General features: G+C 71.0%; 13 protein-coding genes. 8 read left to right on the top strand and 5 right to left on the bottom strand.

Translation table 11 applies throughout. The annotated features are described in order from the left end of the window. The first annotated feature begins 21 nt into the window (after positions 1 to 21). Together ACFYWI_RS04545 and ACFYWI_RS04540 are read left to right on the top strand one after the other, a co-directional pair. Positions 22 to 951 carry an SMP-30/gluconolactonase/LRE family protein gene (locus ACFYWI_RS04545; RefSeq protein WP_389225045.1) on the top strand — a complete coding sequence of 310 codons (930 nt, stop codon included), beginning with the start codon at positions 22 to 24 and terminating at the stop codon, positions 949 to 951. 79 nt (positions 952 to 1,030) lie between these two features. After that, positions 1,031 to 3,058, top strand: coding sequence for a DUF4132 domain-containing protein (locus ACFYWI_RS04540; protein ID WP_389225043.1), 2,028 nt, complete (start codon positions 1,031 to 1,033; stop codon positions 3,056 to 3,058). 63 nt (positions 3,059 to 3,121) lie between these two features. Here ACFYWI_RS04540 and ACFYWI_RS04535 read toward each other — a convergent pair whose 3' ends face one another. Further along, positions 3,122 to 3,973 carry an alpha/beta fold hydrolase gene (locus tag ACFYWI_RS04535; protein WP_389225041.1) on the bottom strand — a complete coding sequence of 284 codons (852 nt, stop codon included), beginning with the start codon at positions 3,971 to 3,973 and terminating at the stop codon, positions 3,122 to 3,124. A 150-nt stretch (positions 3,974 to 4,123) separates the two neighbouring features. Between ACFYWI_RS04535 and ACFYWI_RS04530 the strand changes: the two genes are divergently transcribed. Genes ACFYWI_RS04530 through ACFYWI_RS04520 form a run of 3 tightly spaced genes read left to right on the top strand, consistent with a single transcriptional unit; the run spans position 4,124 to position 5,813 of the window. After that, positions 4,124 to 4,567, top strand: coding sequence for a hypothetical protein (locus ACFYWI_RS04530; protein ID WP_389225039.1), 444 nt, complete (start codon positions 4,124 to 4,126; stop codon positions 4,565 to 4,567). Beyond that, positions 4,564 to 5,064 (top strand): thiol-disulfide oxidoreductase DCC family protein, encoded by a 501-nt coding sequence (locus tag ACFYWI_RS04525; protein ID WP_389225037.1) that lies wholly within the window; start codon positions 4,564 to 4,566, stop codon positions 5,062 to 5,064. The genes ACFYWI_RS04530 and ACFYWI_RS04525 overlap by 4 nt, the downstream gene beginning before the upstream one ends. Before the next feature lie 11 nt (positions 5,065 to 5,075). Beyond that, entirely contained in the window at positions 5,076 to 5,813 is a 738-nt protein-coding gene (locus ACFYWI_RS04520; RefSeq protein WP_389225035.1) for a TetR/AcrR family transcriptional regulator, read from the top strand. Between the two features lie 100 nt (positions 5,814 to 5,913). Here ACFYWI_RS04520 and ACFYWI_RS04515 read toward each other — a convergent pair whose 3' ends face one another. Further along, positions 5,914 to 8,337, bottom strand: a complete 2,424-nt coding sequence (locus tag ACFYWI_RS04515; protein WP_389225231.1) for an MMPL family transporter — start codon at positions 8,335 to 8,337, stop codon at positions 5,914 to 5,916. Between the two features lie 159 nt (positions 8,338 to 8,496). Here ACFYWI_RS04515 and ACFYWI_RS04510 point away from each other — a divergent pair, with 159 nt between their 5' ends. Then, on the top strand, positions 8,497 to 9,195 hold the full coding sequence (locus ACFYWI_RS04510; RefSeq protein WP_389225033.1) for a response regulator transcription factor: 699 nt from the start codon (positions 8,497 to 8,499) through the stop codon (positions 9,193 to 9,195). Continuing rightward, positions 9,192 to 10,772, top strand: a complete 1,581-nt coding sequence (locus ACFYWI_RS04505; protein WP_389225031.1) for a sensor histidine kinase — start codon at positions 9,192 to 9,194, stop codon at positions 10,770 to 10,772. Before ACFYWI_RS04510 ends, ACFYWI_RS04505 begins: the two co-directional genes overlap by 4 nt. Here ACFYWI_RS04505 and ACFYWI_RS04500 read toward each other — a convergent pair. Further along, positions 10,738 to 12,129, bottom strand: a complete 1,392-nt coding sequence (locus ACFYWI_RS04500) for a metallophosphoesterase (protein WP_389225029.1) — start codon at positions 12,127 to 12,129, stop codon at positions 10,738 to 10,740. The genes ACFYWI_RS04505 and ACFYWI_RS04500 overlap by 35 nt on opposite strands. Positions 12,130 to 12,145: 16 nt before the next feature. Next, positions 12,146 to 12,391 carry an SCO4848 family membrane protein gene (locus ACFYWI_RS04495; RefSeq protein WP_389225027.1) on the bottom strand — a complete coding sequence of 82 codons (246 nt, stop codon included), beginning with the start codon at positions 12,389 to 12,391 and terminating at the stop codon, positions 12,146 to 12,148. 121 nt (positions 12,392 to 12,512) lie between these two features. On the opposite strand from ACFYWI_RS04495, the gene ACFYWI_RS04490 reads away from it, so the two are divergent. Then, positions 12,513 to 13,751 carry a D-alanyl-D-alanine carboxypeptidase family protein gene (locus tag ACFYWI_RS04490; RefSeq protein WP_389225025.1) on the top strand — a complete coding sequence of 413 codons (1,239 nt, stop codon included), beginning with the start codon at positions 12,513 to 12,515 and terminating at the stop codon, positions 13,749 to 13,751. Here the strand turns inward: ACFYWI_RS04490 and ACFYWI_RS04485 are convergent. Further along, entirely contained in the window at positions 13,699 to 14,631 is a 933-nt protein-coding gene (locus ACFYWI_RS04485; RefSeq protein WP_389225023.1) for a YihY/virulence factor BrkB family protein, read from the bottom strand. The two genes, ACFYWI_RS04490 and ACFYWI_RS04485, sit on opposite strands and share 53 nt — an antisense overlap. Positions 14,632 to 14,657 lie beyond the last annotated feature (26 nt).

Genomic DNA, 14,657 nt, shown 5'->3' with positions numbered 1-14,657 from the left:
TCACGGCCGGAGGACCTGACAATGTCCATTGCTGCCCACCCCTCGATATACGAGATCCTGGACGACCGCTTCCGTACCGGACGCTGCGCCAACGGCGATGTCCGGCTGGAACAGCTGCACGGGGACTGCCGCTGGGCGGAGGGGCCGGTCTATCTGCCGGCCTGGCGTCAGCTGATCTGGAGCGACATCCCCAACGACCGCATGCTGCGCTGGGACGAACAGACCGGCGCGATCCAACTGTTCCGCTCGCCGGCCGGCCACAGCAACGGCAACACACTCGACCGTGAGGGCCGGCTGATCACCTGTGAGCAGGGCAACCGCCGGGTCACCCGCACCGAGCCGGACGGCACGCTCACCGTGCTCGCCGACCGGTTCGAGGGCAAGCGCTTCAACAGCCCGAACGACGCGGTCGTGCGCTCCGACGGGTCGGTCTGGTTCTCCGACCCGGACTTCGGCATCACCAGCGACTACGAGGGACACCGGGGGGAGCCGGAGATCGGCGGGTGCGACGTCTACCGTGCGGACCCGGTCACCGGCGAGGTGAAGCGGGCCGCCGACGGCTTCCGAGGACCCAACGGTCTGGTCTTCTCGCCCGACGAGCGGCAGTTGTACGTCTCCGACACCGTGGCGGGTCACATCCGCGTCTTCGACGTAGAGGGCGACAACACGCTCTCGGACGGGACGGTGTTCGCCGAGGCGAAGGACGCGCACAGCCGGTTCGACAACATCCGCTTCGACGACGAGGGCCGCCTGTGGGCGGCGGCCATGGACGGCGGGGTGCACTGCTACGACCCGGACGGCACCCTCATCGGCCGGATCCTGGTGCCCGAGGCCGTGTCCAACATCGCCTTCGGCGGCCCGAAGACCAACCGCCTCTTCATCACGGCGACGACATCGCTGTACTCGCTGGTCCTCGCGGTGACCGGCGCCCCGCGTATCCGCCGCGCCTGAGTCGGCCGCCCCCTCACCCCGCTGTCAGTGGCACGCCGTACCGTCAGGAGCAGTTCGGCCCGGGGAAGGGACCAGCACCATGACGGTGACCACACCGCTCGACGACGAGGACGAGTACGGCCCGACGATGCGGGCAGCGCATCCCGAGCTGCTCGCCTCCCCGGGCGTCCAGGAGTTCCTCCTGCACTGCGCCCTTCAGGACAAGGTGCGAGCCACCAAGCGGTGGCGCAAGGGGGCCGCGGAGCTGCTCATGCGCTGCGAGCGCGGTCCCGAGATGGTGCGGGCGCTGTTGGAGGGCCTCGCCCGGCAGCGCGAACACGTGGTGCACTCGCCCCAGTGGGGCGGGGGCGACTGGCCGGGGATCGCCTCGGAGCACAACACCGTGCTGGTGCGCGGACTTCTGTGGGCGGCCGCGGAGATCGAGTCCGACTGGGCCGTGGCGGCCGTCGCCGATGTCGCGCTCAACGCCGGCACCGGCTGGGGCGGTTCGGGCGGCGTCTGCCGCAACGGCAAGCTGGCGACGACCGCGGTCGCGGTTCTCGGCGAGTTCGGCGGTCAGCGGAGCGAGCAGGCCGCCGAGCGCCTCGGTCGGCTGCCGCGCACGATCCGCAACCGCACGGTGCTGAAGGCCATCTCCGCCTCGCTCCATGCCGTGGCCGAGCGCAGCGGTATGACGCCGTCGATGCTGCGGGAGCGCGCGGTGCCGACCGTGGGCCTCGATGCGCGCGGCATACGGGAGGAGCCTCTCGGTGACTACACGGCGCTGTTGTCGGTCGGCGCGTCGGGTGCTCCCGCGCTCGCGTTCCGGGGGCCGCAGGGGCGGGTGCTGAAGTCCGCGCCGAAGGCGGTGCGCGAGGTGTACGGGGACCGGCTGGCCGAGGTGCGCGACGCGTTCAAGCAGCTGCGGGCGCTGCTGCCGGTCGAGCGCGGGCGGCTCGAGGAGCACCTCATGGCGGGCACCCGCTGGGCCCTGCCGGACTGGGAGTCGTACTACATCGACCACCCGTTCACCGGGTCGCTCGCCCGCACCCTGATCTGGGAGGCGAGCACGGACGGCGGCGCCCGGTGGACGGCCGGACTTCCCGAGCGCGCGGCGGGCGGCTGGGCGCTGGCCGGGGCGGACGGCACCGCGCTGCCGGTGACGGCGGGCTCGCTGCTGCGGCTGTGGCATCCGGTGCGCGCGGACGCCGAGGAGATCCGGGCCTGGCGTACGGAGCTCATCGACCGCGAGCTGCGGCAGCCGTTCAAGCAGGCCTTCCGGGAGGTGTATCCGCTCACCCCGGCCGAGGAGAGCACCCGGAACTACTCCAACCGCTTCGCCGGGCACATCCTGCGCTACCCCCGGGCGAGGGCCCTGATGGTGGAGCGCCGCTGGGCGGGCAACCACCTCGGGTATCACAGCGACGGCTATGCGGCGGAGATGGTGCGCGAGCTGCCGAGGCCGGGTGAGCTGAGCCCGTCCGAAGGCGAGTTCTGGCGGGCCCGCTTCTATGTCGAGCTCGTCGAGAACCGGGACGACGGCGGTCTGGCGACCATGTGTTCCACGGACCAGGTGCGCTTCGAGCGCCGGCGGGGGGCGCGCGGGCCGTGGGAGCGGGCCGACCTCGTCGACGTACCGCAGCCGGCGCTCAGCGAGGCGATGCGGGATGTGGATCTGTTCGTGGGCGTGGCGTCGGTCGGGGCCGATCCTCAGTGGCGGGACCGCGGGGAGGACCGGGCGTTCGACGACTACTGGCAGGGCTGGGCATTCGGCGAGCTGACCGAGTCGGCGCGGATACGGCGCGAGTCGCTGGCCAGGCTGCTGCCGCGTACGCGGATAGCGGACCGGGTGGAACTCACGGACCGCTTTCTGCGGGTGCGTGGCGAATTGCGCACGTACAAGATCCACCTCGGGTCGGGGAACATCCTGATGGAACCGAACGACGCGTATCTGTGCATCGTGGTGGACCGTCCGGCGGTGGCGTCCGGGGACAAGGAGCGGCTGTTCCTGCCGTTCGAGGAGGAGGGCGGGCTGCTGTCGCTGATCGTGTCCAAGGCGTTTTTGCTCGCCGCCGACGCCCGGATCACCGACCGCACGATCACGGCTCAGCTCAGGCGCGACGCGTAGTCGGCGGCGCACGCGGCCTGTTCGGTTCGCGGTGGTGTCGAGGCCGTCTGTCCGGCCGGACTCTCAGACCGGCCGTGCCGAAGGGCCGAGGAGATCGAGGACCTCCTGGGCGGTGGCCGTGGTGGGGCGCCGGTGCTCGGTGAGGAAGTCGAGGAGCAGCGCCGTGATCTCGGCGGGCCGTTCCAGGCCGGGGAGATGACCGGCCCAGGGCAGCTCCCTGTGGCGGGCGCCCGGCACGAGAGCGGGAACGCGGGCGGCAATCCGCCGGAAGTCCGGCAGATCGTGCGCGCCGGAGACGGCGAGACAGGGCGCCTTGATCCTTGAGAAGTCGGGCAGCTCGGTGATCCGCGTCCCGGAGAGCACGAGCGAGGCGCCCTCGTCCCGAACGGCCTCCTCAGCGGCACTCTGCACCTCGAAGGCGTGCAGCTGCATCGCATGCACCGCTTCGCGGGTCGCCCCGTCGGCATCCGGACCGAGCCAGGTGGTGACGTTCCAGGCCGCCGCGCCGGCGAGGTCGCCGGCCTCGAACAGCTCGGTCTCCCGTTGGTCGAAGGCGGCGAGTTCATCGCTCTGTTCCTGGCCGGGCAGCCCAGCGCACAGCAGCGCCAGCGCGGTCACCCGCTCCGGTCTGCGCGCGGCGGCCAAAAGGGCGACACGGCCGCCGAACGACGAGCCGACCAGAGCCGCCCGCTCGATGCCGAGGCTGTCCATCAGGTCGAGGACGTCCTCGGCGTCGGTGTAGGGGCGATCGGCGACCGGTGTTTCGCCGAAGCCTCTGAAGTCACAGCGCACCACGCGGTGTCCGGCGTCCGCCAGCGCCTGCCACTGGGCGTCCCACATCCGCCGGTCGCACACCGAGGAGTGCAGCAGTACAACGGCGGGGCCTTCACCGGTCACATCGTAAGAGAGCGTCATCCGGCCGAGGTTAGATGCCTGCCCACCACCTGCGCCTCTGGTTTGACACGTCCGCCCCCTGCTTTCCAGCCCCTGACTTGAACATGTTCAAAGAGAGGTCTACAGTCCATGACACCAAGACTTTTGAACGCGTTCAAGGGAGGGTGGGGCATGGACCTCACTGTTGTCGCGTACGTCATCTACCTGCTGATCAGCGTGGCGCTCACCGTCTGGGTGGCCCGCACGCTCGGCCGGAACGGCAGGATCTTCCTCGCCGACGTACTGCAGGGGAACGAGAAGCTCGCCGACGCCGTCAACCACCTGCTGGTGGTCGGCTTCTACCTGGTGAATCTGGGCTTCGTCGCCCTCTACCTCAAGGCCGCCGATGCGGTCACCGACGCCCGCGGACTCTTCGAGGCCCTTTCGGTGAAGACCGGTGTCGTCCTGCTGGTCCTCGGCGTGATGCACCTCGGCAACGTCTACGTGCTCAACAAGATCCGCCGGCGCGGAGCGATGGAGCGCGATCAGGTGCCGCCGGTGCCGCCGCAGGGCTGGACGGGCCAGGCGGGCTCGGGCCCCTGGGCCGCACCCACTGCCGGTCCCACCGGGGCATGAGCACGATGAGCACCCGGGCACACACCGCGCCGCACGCTCCGGCCGGACATCCGGCCCGCCCTGCCGCCGGCAATCCGAACCGCACCACGGTTCGTACGCCCGTCCACAGCCTGACCGTCCTGTACGACGCCAACTGCTCCCTCTGCGTCCATCTGCGCAACTGGCTGCGGCGCCAGAAGCAGCTCGTACCGCTGGAGATGGTGCCCGCCGGGTCGGCCGAGGCGCGGCGCAGGTATCCGCGCCTCGACCACGAACGGACCCTGCGGGAGATCACCGTCATCGGCGACCGGGGCCAGCTCTACACCGGCCCCGCCGCATGGATCGTCTGCTTGTGGGCCCTGTCCGACCACCGGCCCAAGGCCCACTGGCTGGCCACCCCTGCCGGAGCCCCTTTCGTACGGGTCACGATGCTCGCGGCGGCCAAGTACCGGGAGGTGACCACGGGGGGAGCCGCCAGGGGTACGCCCTGCGACGACCGGTGCTGCGTGCCCGGTTAGGCTCGGACACCGTGACAGAAGCGAAGCCCCCCAAGAGCGAGCAGACCCGCACCCTCATCCTCGAAACCGCACTCCGTCTCTTCCAGGAACGCGGCTACGACAAGACGACGATGCGGGCCATCGCGAAGGAAGCCGGGGTCTCGGTAGGGAACGCGTACTACTACTTCGCCTCCAAGGAACATCTCGTCCAGGGGTTCTACGACCGGATCGCCGCCGAGCACCAGGCGGCGGTCCGGCCCGTGCTGGACAAGGAGACCGACCTCGAGGCCCGGCTCGCCGGGGTGCTGACGGCGTGGCTGGACATCGCCGCGCCATACCACGAGTTCGCGGCCCAGTTCTTCAAGAACGCGGCCGATCCGGAGAGCCCGCTCAGCCCCTTCTCCTCCGAGTCGCAGCACGCCCGCGAGGCGGCGATCAGCGTGCACAGGGAGGTCCTGGCAGGTTCCAGGTCAAAGGTTGCGGAGGAACTGCGGGACGTTCTCCCGGAGTTGATGTGGCTGTCCCAGATGGGACTCGTCCTGTACTGGGTCTTCGACCGCTCGGAGGACAGTGAGCGCAGCAGGCGCCTCGCCGAGCGCGGCGCCCGTCTCACCTCACGCGGGGTCGCGCTCGCGCGCTTTCGCGTGCTGCGGCCGCTCGTACACGACGTGCACGAACTGTTCACGGACTTCCTGCCCGGCATGGCCGAGAGCGTCACCGCCCGCAAGACCCGCAAGTCCCGCGGGAGTGGCGCGGACGGCGACGCCTGAAGTCCGCCAGGAGCCCGGCCAGGACGTGATCCGGAGCTCGGTCACAGGCTCCGTCAGAGCATGATCCCGAGCTCCGTCAGGGTGCGATCCTGAGGCTCCGTCAGGGTGCGACTCCCATATCCGTCAGCGTCACATCGTGCACCAGCGGTTCGCCGCCGATCAGGATGTGCCGGACCCATGGGTCGTGCACCCCCGCCGTCGCCGCCAGCAGATACGCGCCACCCGCCGGCGCGGACAGGATGTAGGAGCCGTCGGCCAGCGACTCCACCCGGTCGACCTGGCTGCCGCCCGGCGATACGAGGGTGAGCACCGCATTCCCGACCGGCTCGCCCTCGTCCGTACGGACGAAGCCGTGCACGACGGATCCTTGCCCGGGCGCCGCGGCCGAAGCCCCGACGGCCGGCGCCGGCTCCTCCTTCGGCTCCACCGCAAGATGCGGCAGCCGCTTCTCAAGACCCGCCGGCAGCCACCAGTTGGACCGTCCCAGCAGATGCATCGCCGCCGGAACCAGCGCCGTACGCAGGACGAACGCATCGAGCGCCACGGCCGCCGCCAGCCCGATGCCCGCCATCGCGCCCTCCATGTCACCGCTGAGCACGAACGCGCTGAAGACACAGATCATGATGAGCGCCGCACAGTTGATGACCCTGCTGGTCTCCGCGAGACCGACGCGTACCGCCCGTGCGTTGTCCTTGGTGTGCACCCACTCCTCGTGCATCCGGCTGACCAGGAAGACCTGGTAGTCCATGGAGAGCCCGAAGAGCAGCGACAGCATGATCACCGGGAGGAAGGCGGTGATCGGGCCCTCCTTGCCGAGGCCGACCAGCTCCCCGCCCCAGCCCCACTGGAAGATCGCGACCAGCACGCCGAAGGACGCCGCAGCCGCGATCAGATTCATCAGCGCGGCCGTCAGCGGCACGACCAGCGAACGGAACGCGACGAGCAGCAGGACGAAGCCCAGCGCGATGATCGTGCCGATGAAGTACGGCAGCCGGTCGCCGGTGACCGCGGCGAAGTCCTTGAAGATCGCGGTGACGCCGCCGACGTGGACCTGCTGGCCCGACTGCGGAATGACCTCGTGGCGCAGGCGGTCGATCAGCAGGTCCGTCTCCTCGGACTGCGGCGAGGTCGTCGGCACGACCTGGATCACGGTGATCCCGGCTTCGGGCGGCGCGGGCAGCGCGACCGCCTGCGCGACACCCTCCGTGCCGCGTACCCGCGCCACCAGCCGCTCCACGGCGGCCGGTTCGGCGTCCTGCGCGACCAGTTGCAGGGGGCCGTTGACGCCGGGTCCGAAGCCCTCGGCGAGCAGGTCGTACGCCTGCCGGGTGGTGGTGTCCGCCCGGTGGTTGCCCTGGTCGGTCGCGCCGAGCCGCAGCGACAGCACGGGGATCGCGAGCGCCGCCATCACCACGATCGCGGCCAGCGCGATGGAGCGGGGCCGCTTCTGGACGTACGCGGACCAGCGCGCGGCGGCGCCGTTCGACTCCTGCGGCTCCGGGCCTTCGGCGGCGAGCCTGCTGCGCTGGCGGCGGCTGAGCACCCGCGGGCCCAGCAGCCCCAGCAGTGCGGGCAGCAGGGTGACCGCGGCCAACACGCTCAGCACCACGGTGAGCGAGGTCGCGATGACGACACCGTCGAGGAAGCGGAGGTTCATCACCAGCATGCCGGCGAGCGCAATGCACACCGTGCCGCCCGCGAACAGCACCGCACGGCCCGAGGTGTTGAGCGCCGTGACCGCCGCCTCCTCGGGCGCGGTGCCGCGCAGCAGGCCCTTGCGGTGGCGGGTGACGATGAACAGCGCATAGTCGATGCCGACGCCGAGGCCGATCAACGAGCCGAGCAGCGGTGCCACTTCGGGCACGTCCGTGGCATGGCTGAGCAGCATCGTCGACAGCATTCCGGTGCCCACACCGAAGATCGCGACGATGAGCGGCAACAGCATGGCGAACAGCGAGCCGAAGGCCAGGAAGAGCACGACGGCCGCGGCGACCATACCGACGAGCTCGGCGGTACCGGTGGGCGGCTCCTGGACGCGGGCGACCGCCTGACCGCCGAGCTCGACCCGCAGCCCGGCGCGCTCCGCGTCCTGCGCGGTCTCGACGACATCCTCCACCAGGGGCTTCGGTACGGCGTTGGCCTGCTCGGCGAAGGTGATCTGCGCATAGGCGGTCCGGCCGTCCTTGCTCAGCTGCGCCGCGCCTGCCGGGGTGTACGGGCTCGCGAGCTGGCCGACGCCGTCCATCGCCGCGATCTTCTCGAGCGCCGGCTCGATCCGTTCGCGTACACCGGCGTCCGCGGCCGACCCCTCGGACACCCGCCACACGACGGTGTCCGTGTCGCCCGCTCGCTCCGGGAACGCCTTCGACATCAGGTCGTGGGCGCGGGTGGAATCGGTGTTCGGAAGACTGAAGACATTCGAGTAGTTGGTGCCCGCGGCGCCTCCTCCGGCCATCAGGCCGAGGAGCGCGCCCACCCACACCACCAGGACCACCAGCCGGTGCCGATAGCACCACCGTGCCAATGCCGCCACGATTCCCGCTCCTTCATCGGTCCGTCTCCCCCGGGTCCGGTCCCAGAATCGGCCGCGGAGCCTCCCCACGGCGCGCTGCGGCGGTGACTCTCAAGGAACTCCAAGACAGTGACCGCCGCCGTTCACCACCGGCGTGCCGATACTGGGGTCATGAGCCATGAGGGAGCGACCGTGCTGATCGTCGAGGACGAGCCGAGCATCGCCGACGTCCTCGCCATCGCCCTGCGCTACCACCGGTTCGAGGTGATGACCGCGGGGAACGTACGGCAGGCCAAGGTGCTCGCCGGCCGGAGCCGCCCCGATGTGGCGCTTCTCGATGTGATGCTGCCGGACGGCGACGGCCGTGCGCTGGGGCGCGAACTGCGCGTCGCACACCCCGAGACGGCCGTCGTGTTCGTCACCGCGCGGGACGCCCCGGCCGAGATCGTGGGCGCGCTGGAGCTGGGCGACGACTACATCACCAAGCCCTTCAACATCGACGAGGTGGTGGCCCGGATCAGGGCCGTCCTGCGCCGGACCCGGCCCGGCGATGTACTGCCGGTGCGGCCGCCGCTGCGCTACGCAGACCTGGAGCTGGACGATGCGACGTACGCGGTGCGCCGGGCGGGCCGCAGCGTACAGCTCACTCCGACCGAGTACGCGCTGCTGCGGTTCCTGGTGCGCAACGGCGGGCGGATCGTGCCCAAGGAACAGTTGCTGCGGCATGTCTGGCAGTACGAGCACCAGGCCGAGTCGACCGTCGTCGAGACCTACATCAGCTATCTGCGCCGCAAGCTGGACCCGCTGGGGCCACCGCTGATCACCACCAGGCGGGGCATCGGATACGGGCTCGCGGACGGACGGACATGAAACGTGCGCGCTCGAACCGACGTGGAAGTGGAGGGCGCGGAAGCCGCCGTCATCGGGGCCTGCACTCGCTGCGCGCCAAGCTCACGTTCGTGAACGTGGCGCTGCTGACTCTCGGCATCGTCGCGGCCACCGCCGTCAGCCTGTTCGGCATGCGGCACTACCTGCTGGAACGCGTTGACACGGAGCTGCTCTCCTCCCGCAGCGCCCTGGAGCGCGCCGGCTTCACCAGGAAGGAAGTCGACTCACTGAGCGCCATCGGGGCGCTGCGCGAGCAGATCTCGCCGGACAGGTCGGAGGCGAGCACGCTGCCCCGGTCGTCCACGGTCCTCGCCGCCGTCGATGCCCAGGGACGGCCGATCTCCTTCGCGACGATCGCTCCCACCGAGCGGCAGATCGCCCTCGTCGAGGCCGTCGACGACGTGGGCGCCCTCGCCGCATCCGCCGAGGCACGTGATGTGGTCCTGGACGGCGATCCGTACCGGGTCGTCGCCGCCCGGCTCGCCGACGGGACGATGGTGCTGATGGGGGCCGACACCGGGTCCGTGCACTCCGGCGTACGCAAGGCGCTCAGGCTGGATCTGGCCGTCGGGACACTGCTGCTGGCCCTGCTCGCGCTGCTCACCATGCTGGGGGCGCAGTACCGGCTGCGGCCGCTGGAGGACATGGTGGAGACGGCGTCGGCGATCGCGGAGGGCGATCTGACCAGGCGGGTACCGGCCGGCCGCGATCCGGTCACCGAGATCGAGCAGCTGCGCGTCGCGCTCAACTCCATGCTGCACCAGGTGGAGTCGGCGTTCGAGACCCGGGAGAAGAGCGAGACGCAGCTGCGCCGCTTCGTCGCGGACGCCTCGCACGAGCTGCGTACACCGCTGTCCGCCATCCGCGGCTATCTGCAGCTGTACGACCAGGGAATGCTGCACGAGCCGGCCGACCGCACCAGGGCGCTGGCACGGATGAACGCCGAGGCCGACCGGATGGGGCGGCTGGTCGACGAACTCCTCACGCTGGCCCGCCTCGACCAGCAGCCGCAGCTGCGGATGGGCCCGGTCGACCTGAGTCGGCTGGTACGGGACGGGGCGGACGATCTGCGCGCCCAGCAGCCAGGGCGCCCGTTGACCGTGCGGGCCGACGGCGCGATGATCGTCCAGGGCGACGAGTCCGGGCTGCGGCAGGTGGTCGGCAATCTGCTCGGCAACGTCCGCGCCCATACCCCCGCGGGGGCCGCGGTGCGGGTGGAGTTGACGCGTACGGAGGGGGCCGATCGCCGGCCGTGCGTACGCCTGCGGATCGCGGACGAAGGACCGGGCATGTCCGGCCCGGACGCGGAGCGGGTCTTCGACCGCTTCTTCCGGGCGGCCGGAGAGTCGGCCGACGGCGCGGAGTGCGGGCCCGTGGGGAGCGGACTCGGTATGGCGATCGTGCAGGCGGTGGTCGCCGCGCACGGCGGCACGGTCGCGGTGCGGACCGAGCCCGGCGAGGGCCTGGCGGTGACCGTGGCGCTCCCGGCCGGCGCGGGCGCCGGCGGGGCGGTAGCCGGCGGCGCTACGCCTGCCGCGAAGCCAGCTGTACGACGGTGATGTCGGAGGAGGCCCCCACCCGTACGGGCGGGCCCCACGCGCCCGCGCCCCGGGTCACGTACAGCTGGGTGTCGCCGTACCGCTCCAGGCCGGCGACGGTGGGGTTGGCCAGCTCCGCGAGGTAGTTCCCGGGCCAGAGCTGACCACCGTGGGTGTGCCCGGAGAGCTGCAGGTCCACGCCGTGGTCGACGGCGTCGTGGATGACGACGGGCTGGTGTGCCAGGAGCACGGCGGCGCGGGAGCGGTCCCGGTCGCCGAGGGCCTTGGCGAAGTCCGGGCCCTGGCCCTCGTTCTCGCCCGCGACGTCGTCGACCCCGGCGAGATCGAAGCCGGCGATCTGGACGCGCTCGTTGCGCAGTGGCCGCAGTCCGAGCCCGCGTACATGGTCGACCCACGCGTCGGCGCCGGAGAAGTACTCGTGGTTGCCGGTCACGAAGTACGACCCGTGGCGGGATCGGAGCTGCGCGAGCGGCTCGGCGGCGGGACCGAGGTCCTCCACCGACCCGTCGACGAGGTCACCGACGACGGCGACGAGATCGGGCTGGGCGGCGTTGATGGAGTCGACGATGCGCTGGGTGTGGGCGCGGCCCAGGATCGGCCCGAGGTGGATGTCACTGACGACGGCGATGCGATAGCCGTGGGCGGCACGGGGCAGCTTGGCGAGGGGCACGGTCACGCGCTTGATGCGAGGCCCGCGCAGCACACCGTACGTCCCGTGGCCGACGGTCCCGACCGCGGCGGCGGCCGCGGCACCGCCGACGAGGCGCGACACGAACAACCGCCGGGACACGGCCGGTTCCGGGACCGGGGGGACGGAGGGGGACTCGGCCGGAGGGATGACGGGGGTGCTGTCGTCCGCCGGGCGGGTGTCACCCGTTTCGGTGGTGGTCGCTTCGGCTGCGAGCACGCCGCCCACCGCCGAAGCGCCCGGAGTACCCGCCGGAGCGGACACCAGGTCGGCGGCGGGCACGGAAGCGGGTCCGGCGGCCTGCGGCGGGGCCGCGGCCACTGCCACGCGGTCCGTCCTCGCGTTCGCCCGGCGCTCCAGCGCTCTTCGCAGCAGCGGGCGTGCCGCCTCGGCCGCCAGGAGGGCCAGTACGAGGTAGAGCAGCGTCGCCAGCCACAGGAACCCCGGCCAGGCCAGGGCCCGTTCCAGCCAGAACGGCGCGCCCGCGCGGCCCGAGACCAGGGCGCCGACGGACAGCAGGGGCAGCACCCAGACGGCCGCCGTACCGATCCGGCGCACGGTCGAACCGCGCCCCGTCGTGTCGCGGACCAGTCGCAGCCACACGTACCGGTGCACCCCGGCCAGCAGCGAGACGATCAGGACCACCACGAGGACCACCACGACCACCATGAACGCTCCCTATCCTTCAGTCGCGCTCACGGCGCAAGGCACGCACGCCACGCAACCCGATGACGCCGATGACCGTCCCCAGGACAAAGGACGTAATGGCGAGCAGCAGATGGACCCAGAAGTAACCGGTCGGGTCACCCGCGTCGTCAAAGGCGAGCCCGCTGGCGTCCTGCCACAGGTTTTTGACGAAAGAGATCCAGATGAACCAGCTCCATGCCCCGAACGCGAGCAGGAACCAGGACACGGGGCGGCTGAGCTTCATGGAACAAGTATCGCGGCCGTCCTCCTACCGGGTTGCCCGGGGTGGGCTGTCCCGGCGTTACTCCCGGCGGGTCAGCGATCCGATCACCATATCTATTCCTGGGCCCTGTACGTTCTCGTCCGTGTCTGCTTTGAAAAAGACCGCGCTGACGGTCCTCGCCACCGCGTTGCTGCCCGCATTGACCGCCTCGCCCGCGTTCGCGGACACCCTGGACAACGAGGCGGACGGGAAACAGCCCAAGCCGCCGGCGATCATGTCCACGGTCGGCGGTACCCAGCTCGGCAAGCCCGGCACCCAGGTCGCCCTCGGCCCCGGCGCGCCCGTCCTGCCCAAGGACGTCAGCGGCCGGTCCTGGATCGTCGCGGACGCGGAGAGCGGCGAGGTGCTCGCCGCGCACAACGCGCACTGGCGGCTGCCCCCGGCCTCCACCCTCAAGATGCTCTTCGCGGACACCGTGCTGCCCCGGCTGCCCAAGACCACCGAGCACACGGTGACCGCGGACGAACTCGCCGACGTGGGTGCGGGCAGCAGTCTGGTCGGGGTCAAGGAGGAGAACACCTACTCGGTCCACGACCTGTGGCTCGGCGTCTTCCTGCGGTCCGGCAACGACGCCGTGCACGTCCTGTCGGCGATGAACGGCGGCATCTCCAAGACGGTCGAGGACATGCAGGAGCATGCCGAAGAGCTGCAGGCGCTCGACACCGAGGTCGTCTCGCCCGACGGCTACGACGAGCCCGGCCAGGTCTCCTCGGCGTACGACCTCACGCTCATCGCCCGCAGCGGCATGCAGAAGAAGGACTTCCGCGAGTACTGCGCGACCGCACGCGCCGACTTCCCCGGCGAACGTGGGAAGGGCGGCAAGCGCGAGACGTTCGAGATCCAGAACACCAACCGCCTCCTGACCGGCGACACCGGCATCGCGCCGTACAAGGGCATCGCCGGCGTCAAGAACGGCAACACCACGCATGCCGGCGCGACCTTCACCGGCGTGGCCGAACGGGACGGAAGGGTACTGCTCGTCACCGTCATGAACCCGGACTCGGGCGAGAGCCTGGCCGTCTACAAGGAGGCCGGCCGACTGCTCGACTGGGGCTTCGCCGCGGCCGGAAAGGTGAAGCCGGTCGGCGAACTGGTGCCGCCGAAGTCCGCGGAGGCGACGTCGTCGGGCGGCACGGAGCAGGCTCCGAACGGCAAGGGTGCGCCCGCGAAGCCCGTCGCCTCGCAGGGGCACGGAGCCGGCGGCATCGGGATCGCGCTGGGCATCACGGGCGGGGCGCTGGTGCTGCTCGCGGCCGGGGTGTTCCTGGTCAACCGCCGCTGGCCGCTGCCCGATCTGGTGCGTCGCCTCCCGCGTCGCTAGCTCCCTCGCCCTCGTTCTGCGTCTCCTTGCTCGGCGTCGCCGTCCAGGCGGCGCAGAACAGCAGCAGCTTCGCGGTGAAGTTGATCCACAACAGCAGCGCGACGGGGACGCCGAACGCGCCGTACATACTGCGGGCCGCGACGTCCCTCATATAGCCGCCGAGCAGCAGCTTGAGCAGTTCAAAGCCGACCGCGCCGATCAGTGCCGCCACGATCAGTCGGTGGCGCGGCGGCTGCACCCCGGGCAGCAGGGTCAGTACGTAGAGCAGGATCAGGAAGTCGGCGAGGACGGCGATCGCGAGGGCTGCGGCCTGGAGAAGCGCACCGCCCCAGCCGCTCTGGTCGATGCCGAGCCGTTCGGCGGTCCAGCCGACCGTGGTGGAGCCGAGCGCGGATGCCGCGATCGAGGCGAGCCCCGTCACGCCGAGCCCCACCAGCACGCCCGCGTCCTTGAGTTTGCGCACCACCGGGTTGACCTCGTCCGCGTCCGCGTCGTCGAGCTCCCAGACGGCTCGCAGACATTCCCTCATGGAGCCCACCCAGCCGATACCGGTGAGCAGCAGCAGCGCACCGGCCACGAGTCCCACCGTGCCCGCGTTGGCGACCAGGGAGTTGATGTCGAGCTGGTCGGAGATGCCCGGCACCTGCTGGGACAGTTTGTTCTCCAGCGTGGCGAGCTGCTGCTGGTCGAGCAGGGCGGCGCCCACCGCGGCGGCGACCGTGATCAGCGGGAAGAGTGCGAGGAAACTGATGAAGGTGATCGCGGCGGCGAGGCGCGTCCAGTGCACCCGCTCGAGCGTCTCGTAGGAACGCCAGACGTGTGTGCGCATCAGCCGGGCCGCGAGCGGGCCGATGACGGGGAGCTTCGTCAGCCAGTCCATTGAGTACGCCTACCCGCCCGCCGGGA

Source organism: Streptomyces sp. NPDC002889 (genome assembly GCF_042888425.1).
Lineage (GTDB): Bacteria > Actinomycetota > Actinomycetes > Streptomycetales > Streptomycetaceae > Streptomyces.
Note: the sequence above shows the minus strand (reverse complement) of the source record. Positions and strands in the feature narration are given on the sequence as shown.

Excerpts from the sequence above, each read along its gene's own strand:
- ACFYWI_RS04545 (WP_389225045.1), top strand. The coding sequence starts at position 22 with ATGTCCATTGCTGCCCACCCCTCGATATACGAGATCCTGGACGACCGC.
- ACFYWI_RS04485 (WP_389225023.1), bottom strand. The coding sequence starts at position 14,631 with ATGGACTGGCTGACGAAGCTCCCCGTCATCGGCCCGCTCGCGGCCCGG.
- ACFYWI_RS04530 (WP_389225039.1), top strand. The coding sequence starts at position 4,124 with ATGGACCTCACTGTTGTCGCGTACGTCATCTACCTGCTGATCAGCGTG.
- ACFYWI_RS04500 (WP_389225029.1), bottom strand. The coding sequence starts at position 12,129 with ATGGTGGTCGTGGTGGTCCTCGTGGTGGTCCTGATCGTCTCGCTGCTG.
- ACFYWI_RS04535 (WP_389225041.1), bottom strand. The coding sequence starts at position 3,973 with ATGACGCTCTCTTACGATGTGACCGGTGAAGGCCCCGCCGTTGTACTG.
- ACFYWI_RS04495 (WP_389225027.1), bottom strand. The coding sequence starts at position 12,391 with ATGAAGCTCAGCCGCCCCGTGTCCTGGTTCCTGCTCGCGTTCGGGGCA.
- ACFYWI_RS04525 (WP_389225037.1), top strand. The coding sequence starts at position 4,564 with ATGAGCACGATGAGCACCCGGGCACACACCGCGCCGCACGCTCCGGCC.
- ACFYWI_RS04510 (WP_389225033.1), top strand. The coding sequence starts at position 8,497 with ATGAGCCATGAGGGAGCGACCGTGCTGATCGTCGAGGACGAGCCGAGC.
- ACFYWI_RS04540 (WP_389225043.1), top strand. The coding sequence starts at position 1,031 with ATGACGGTGACCACACCGCTCGACGACGAGGACGAGTACGGCCCGACG.
- ACFYWI_RS04505 (WP_389225031.1), top strand. The coding sequence starts at position 9,192 with ATGAAACGTGCGCGCTCGAACCGACGTGGAAGTGGAGGGCGCGGAAGC.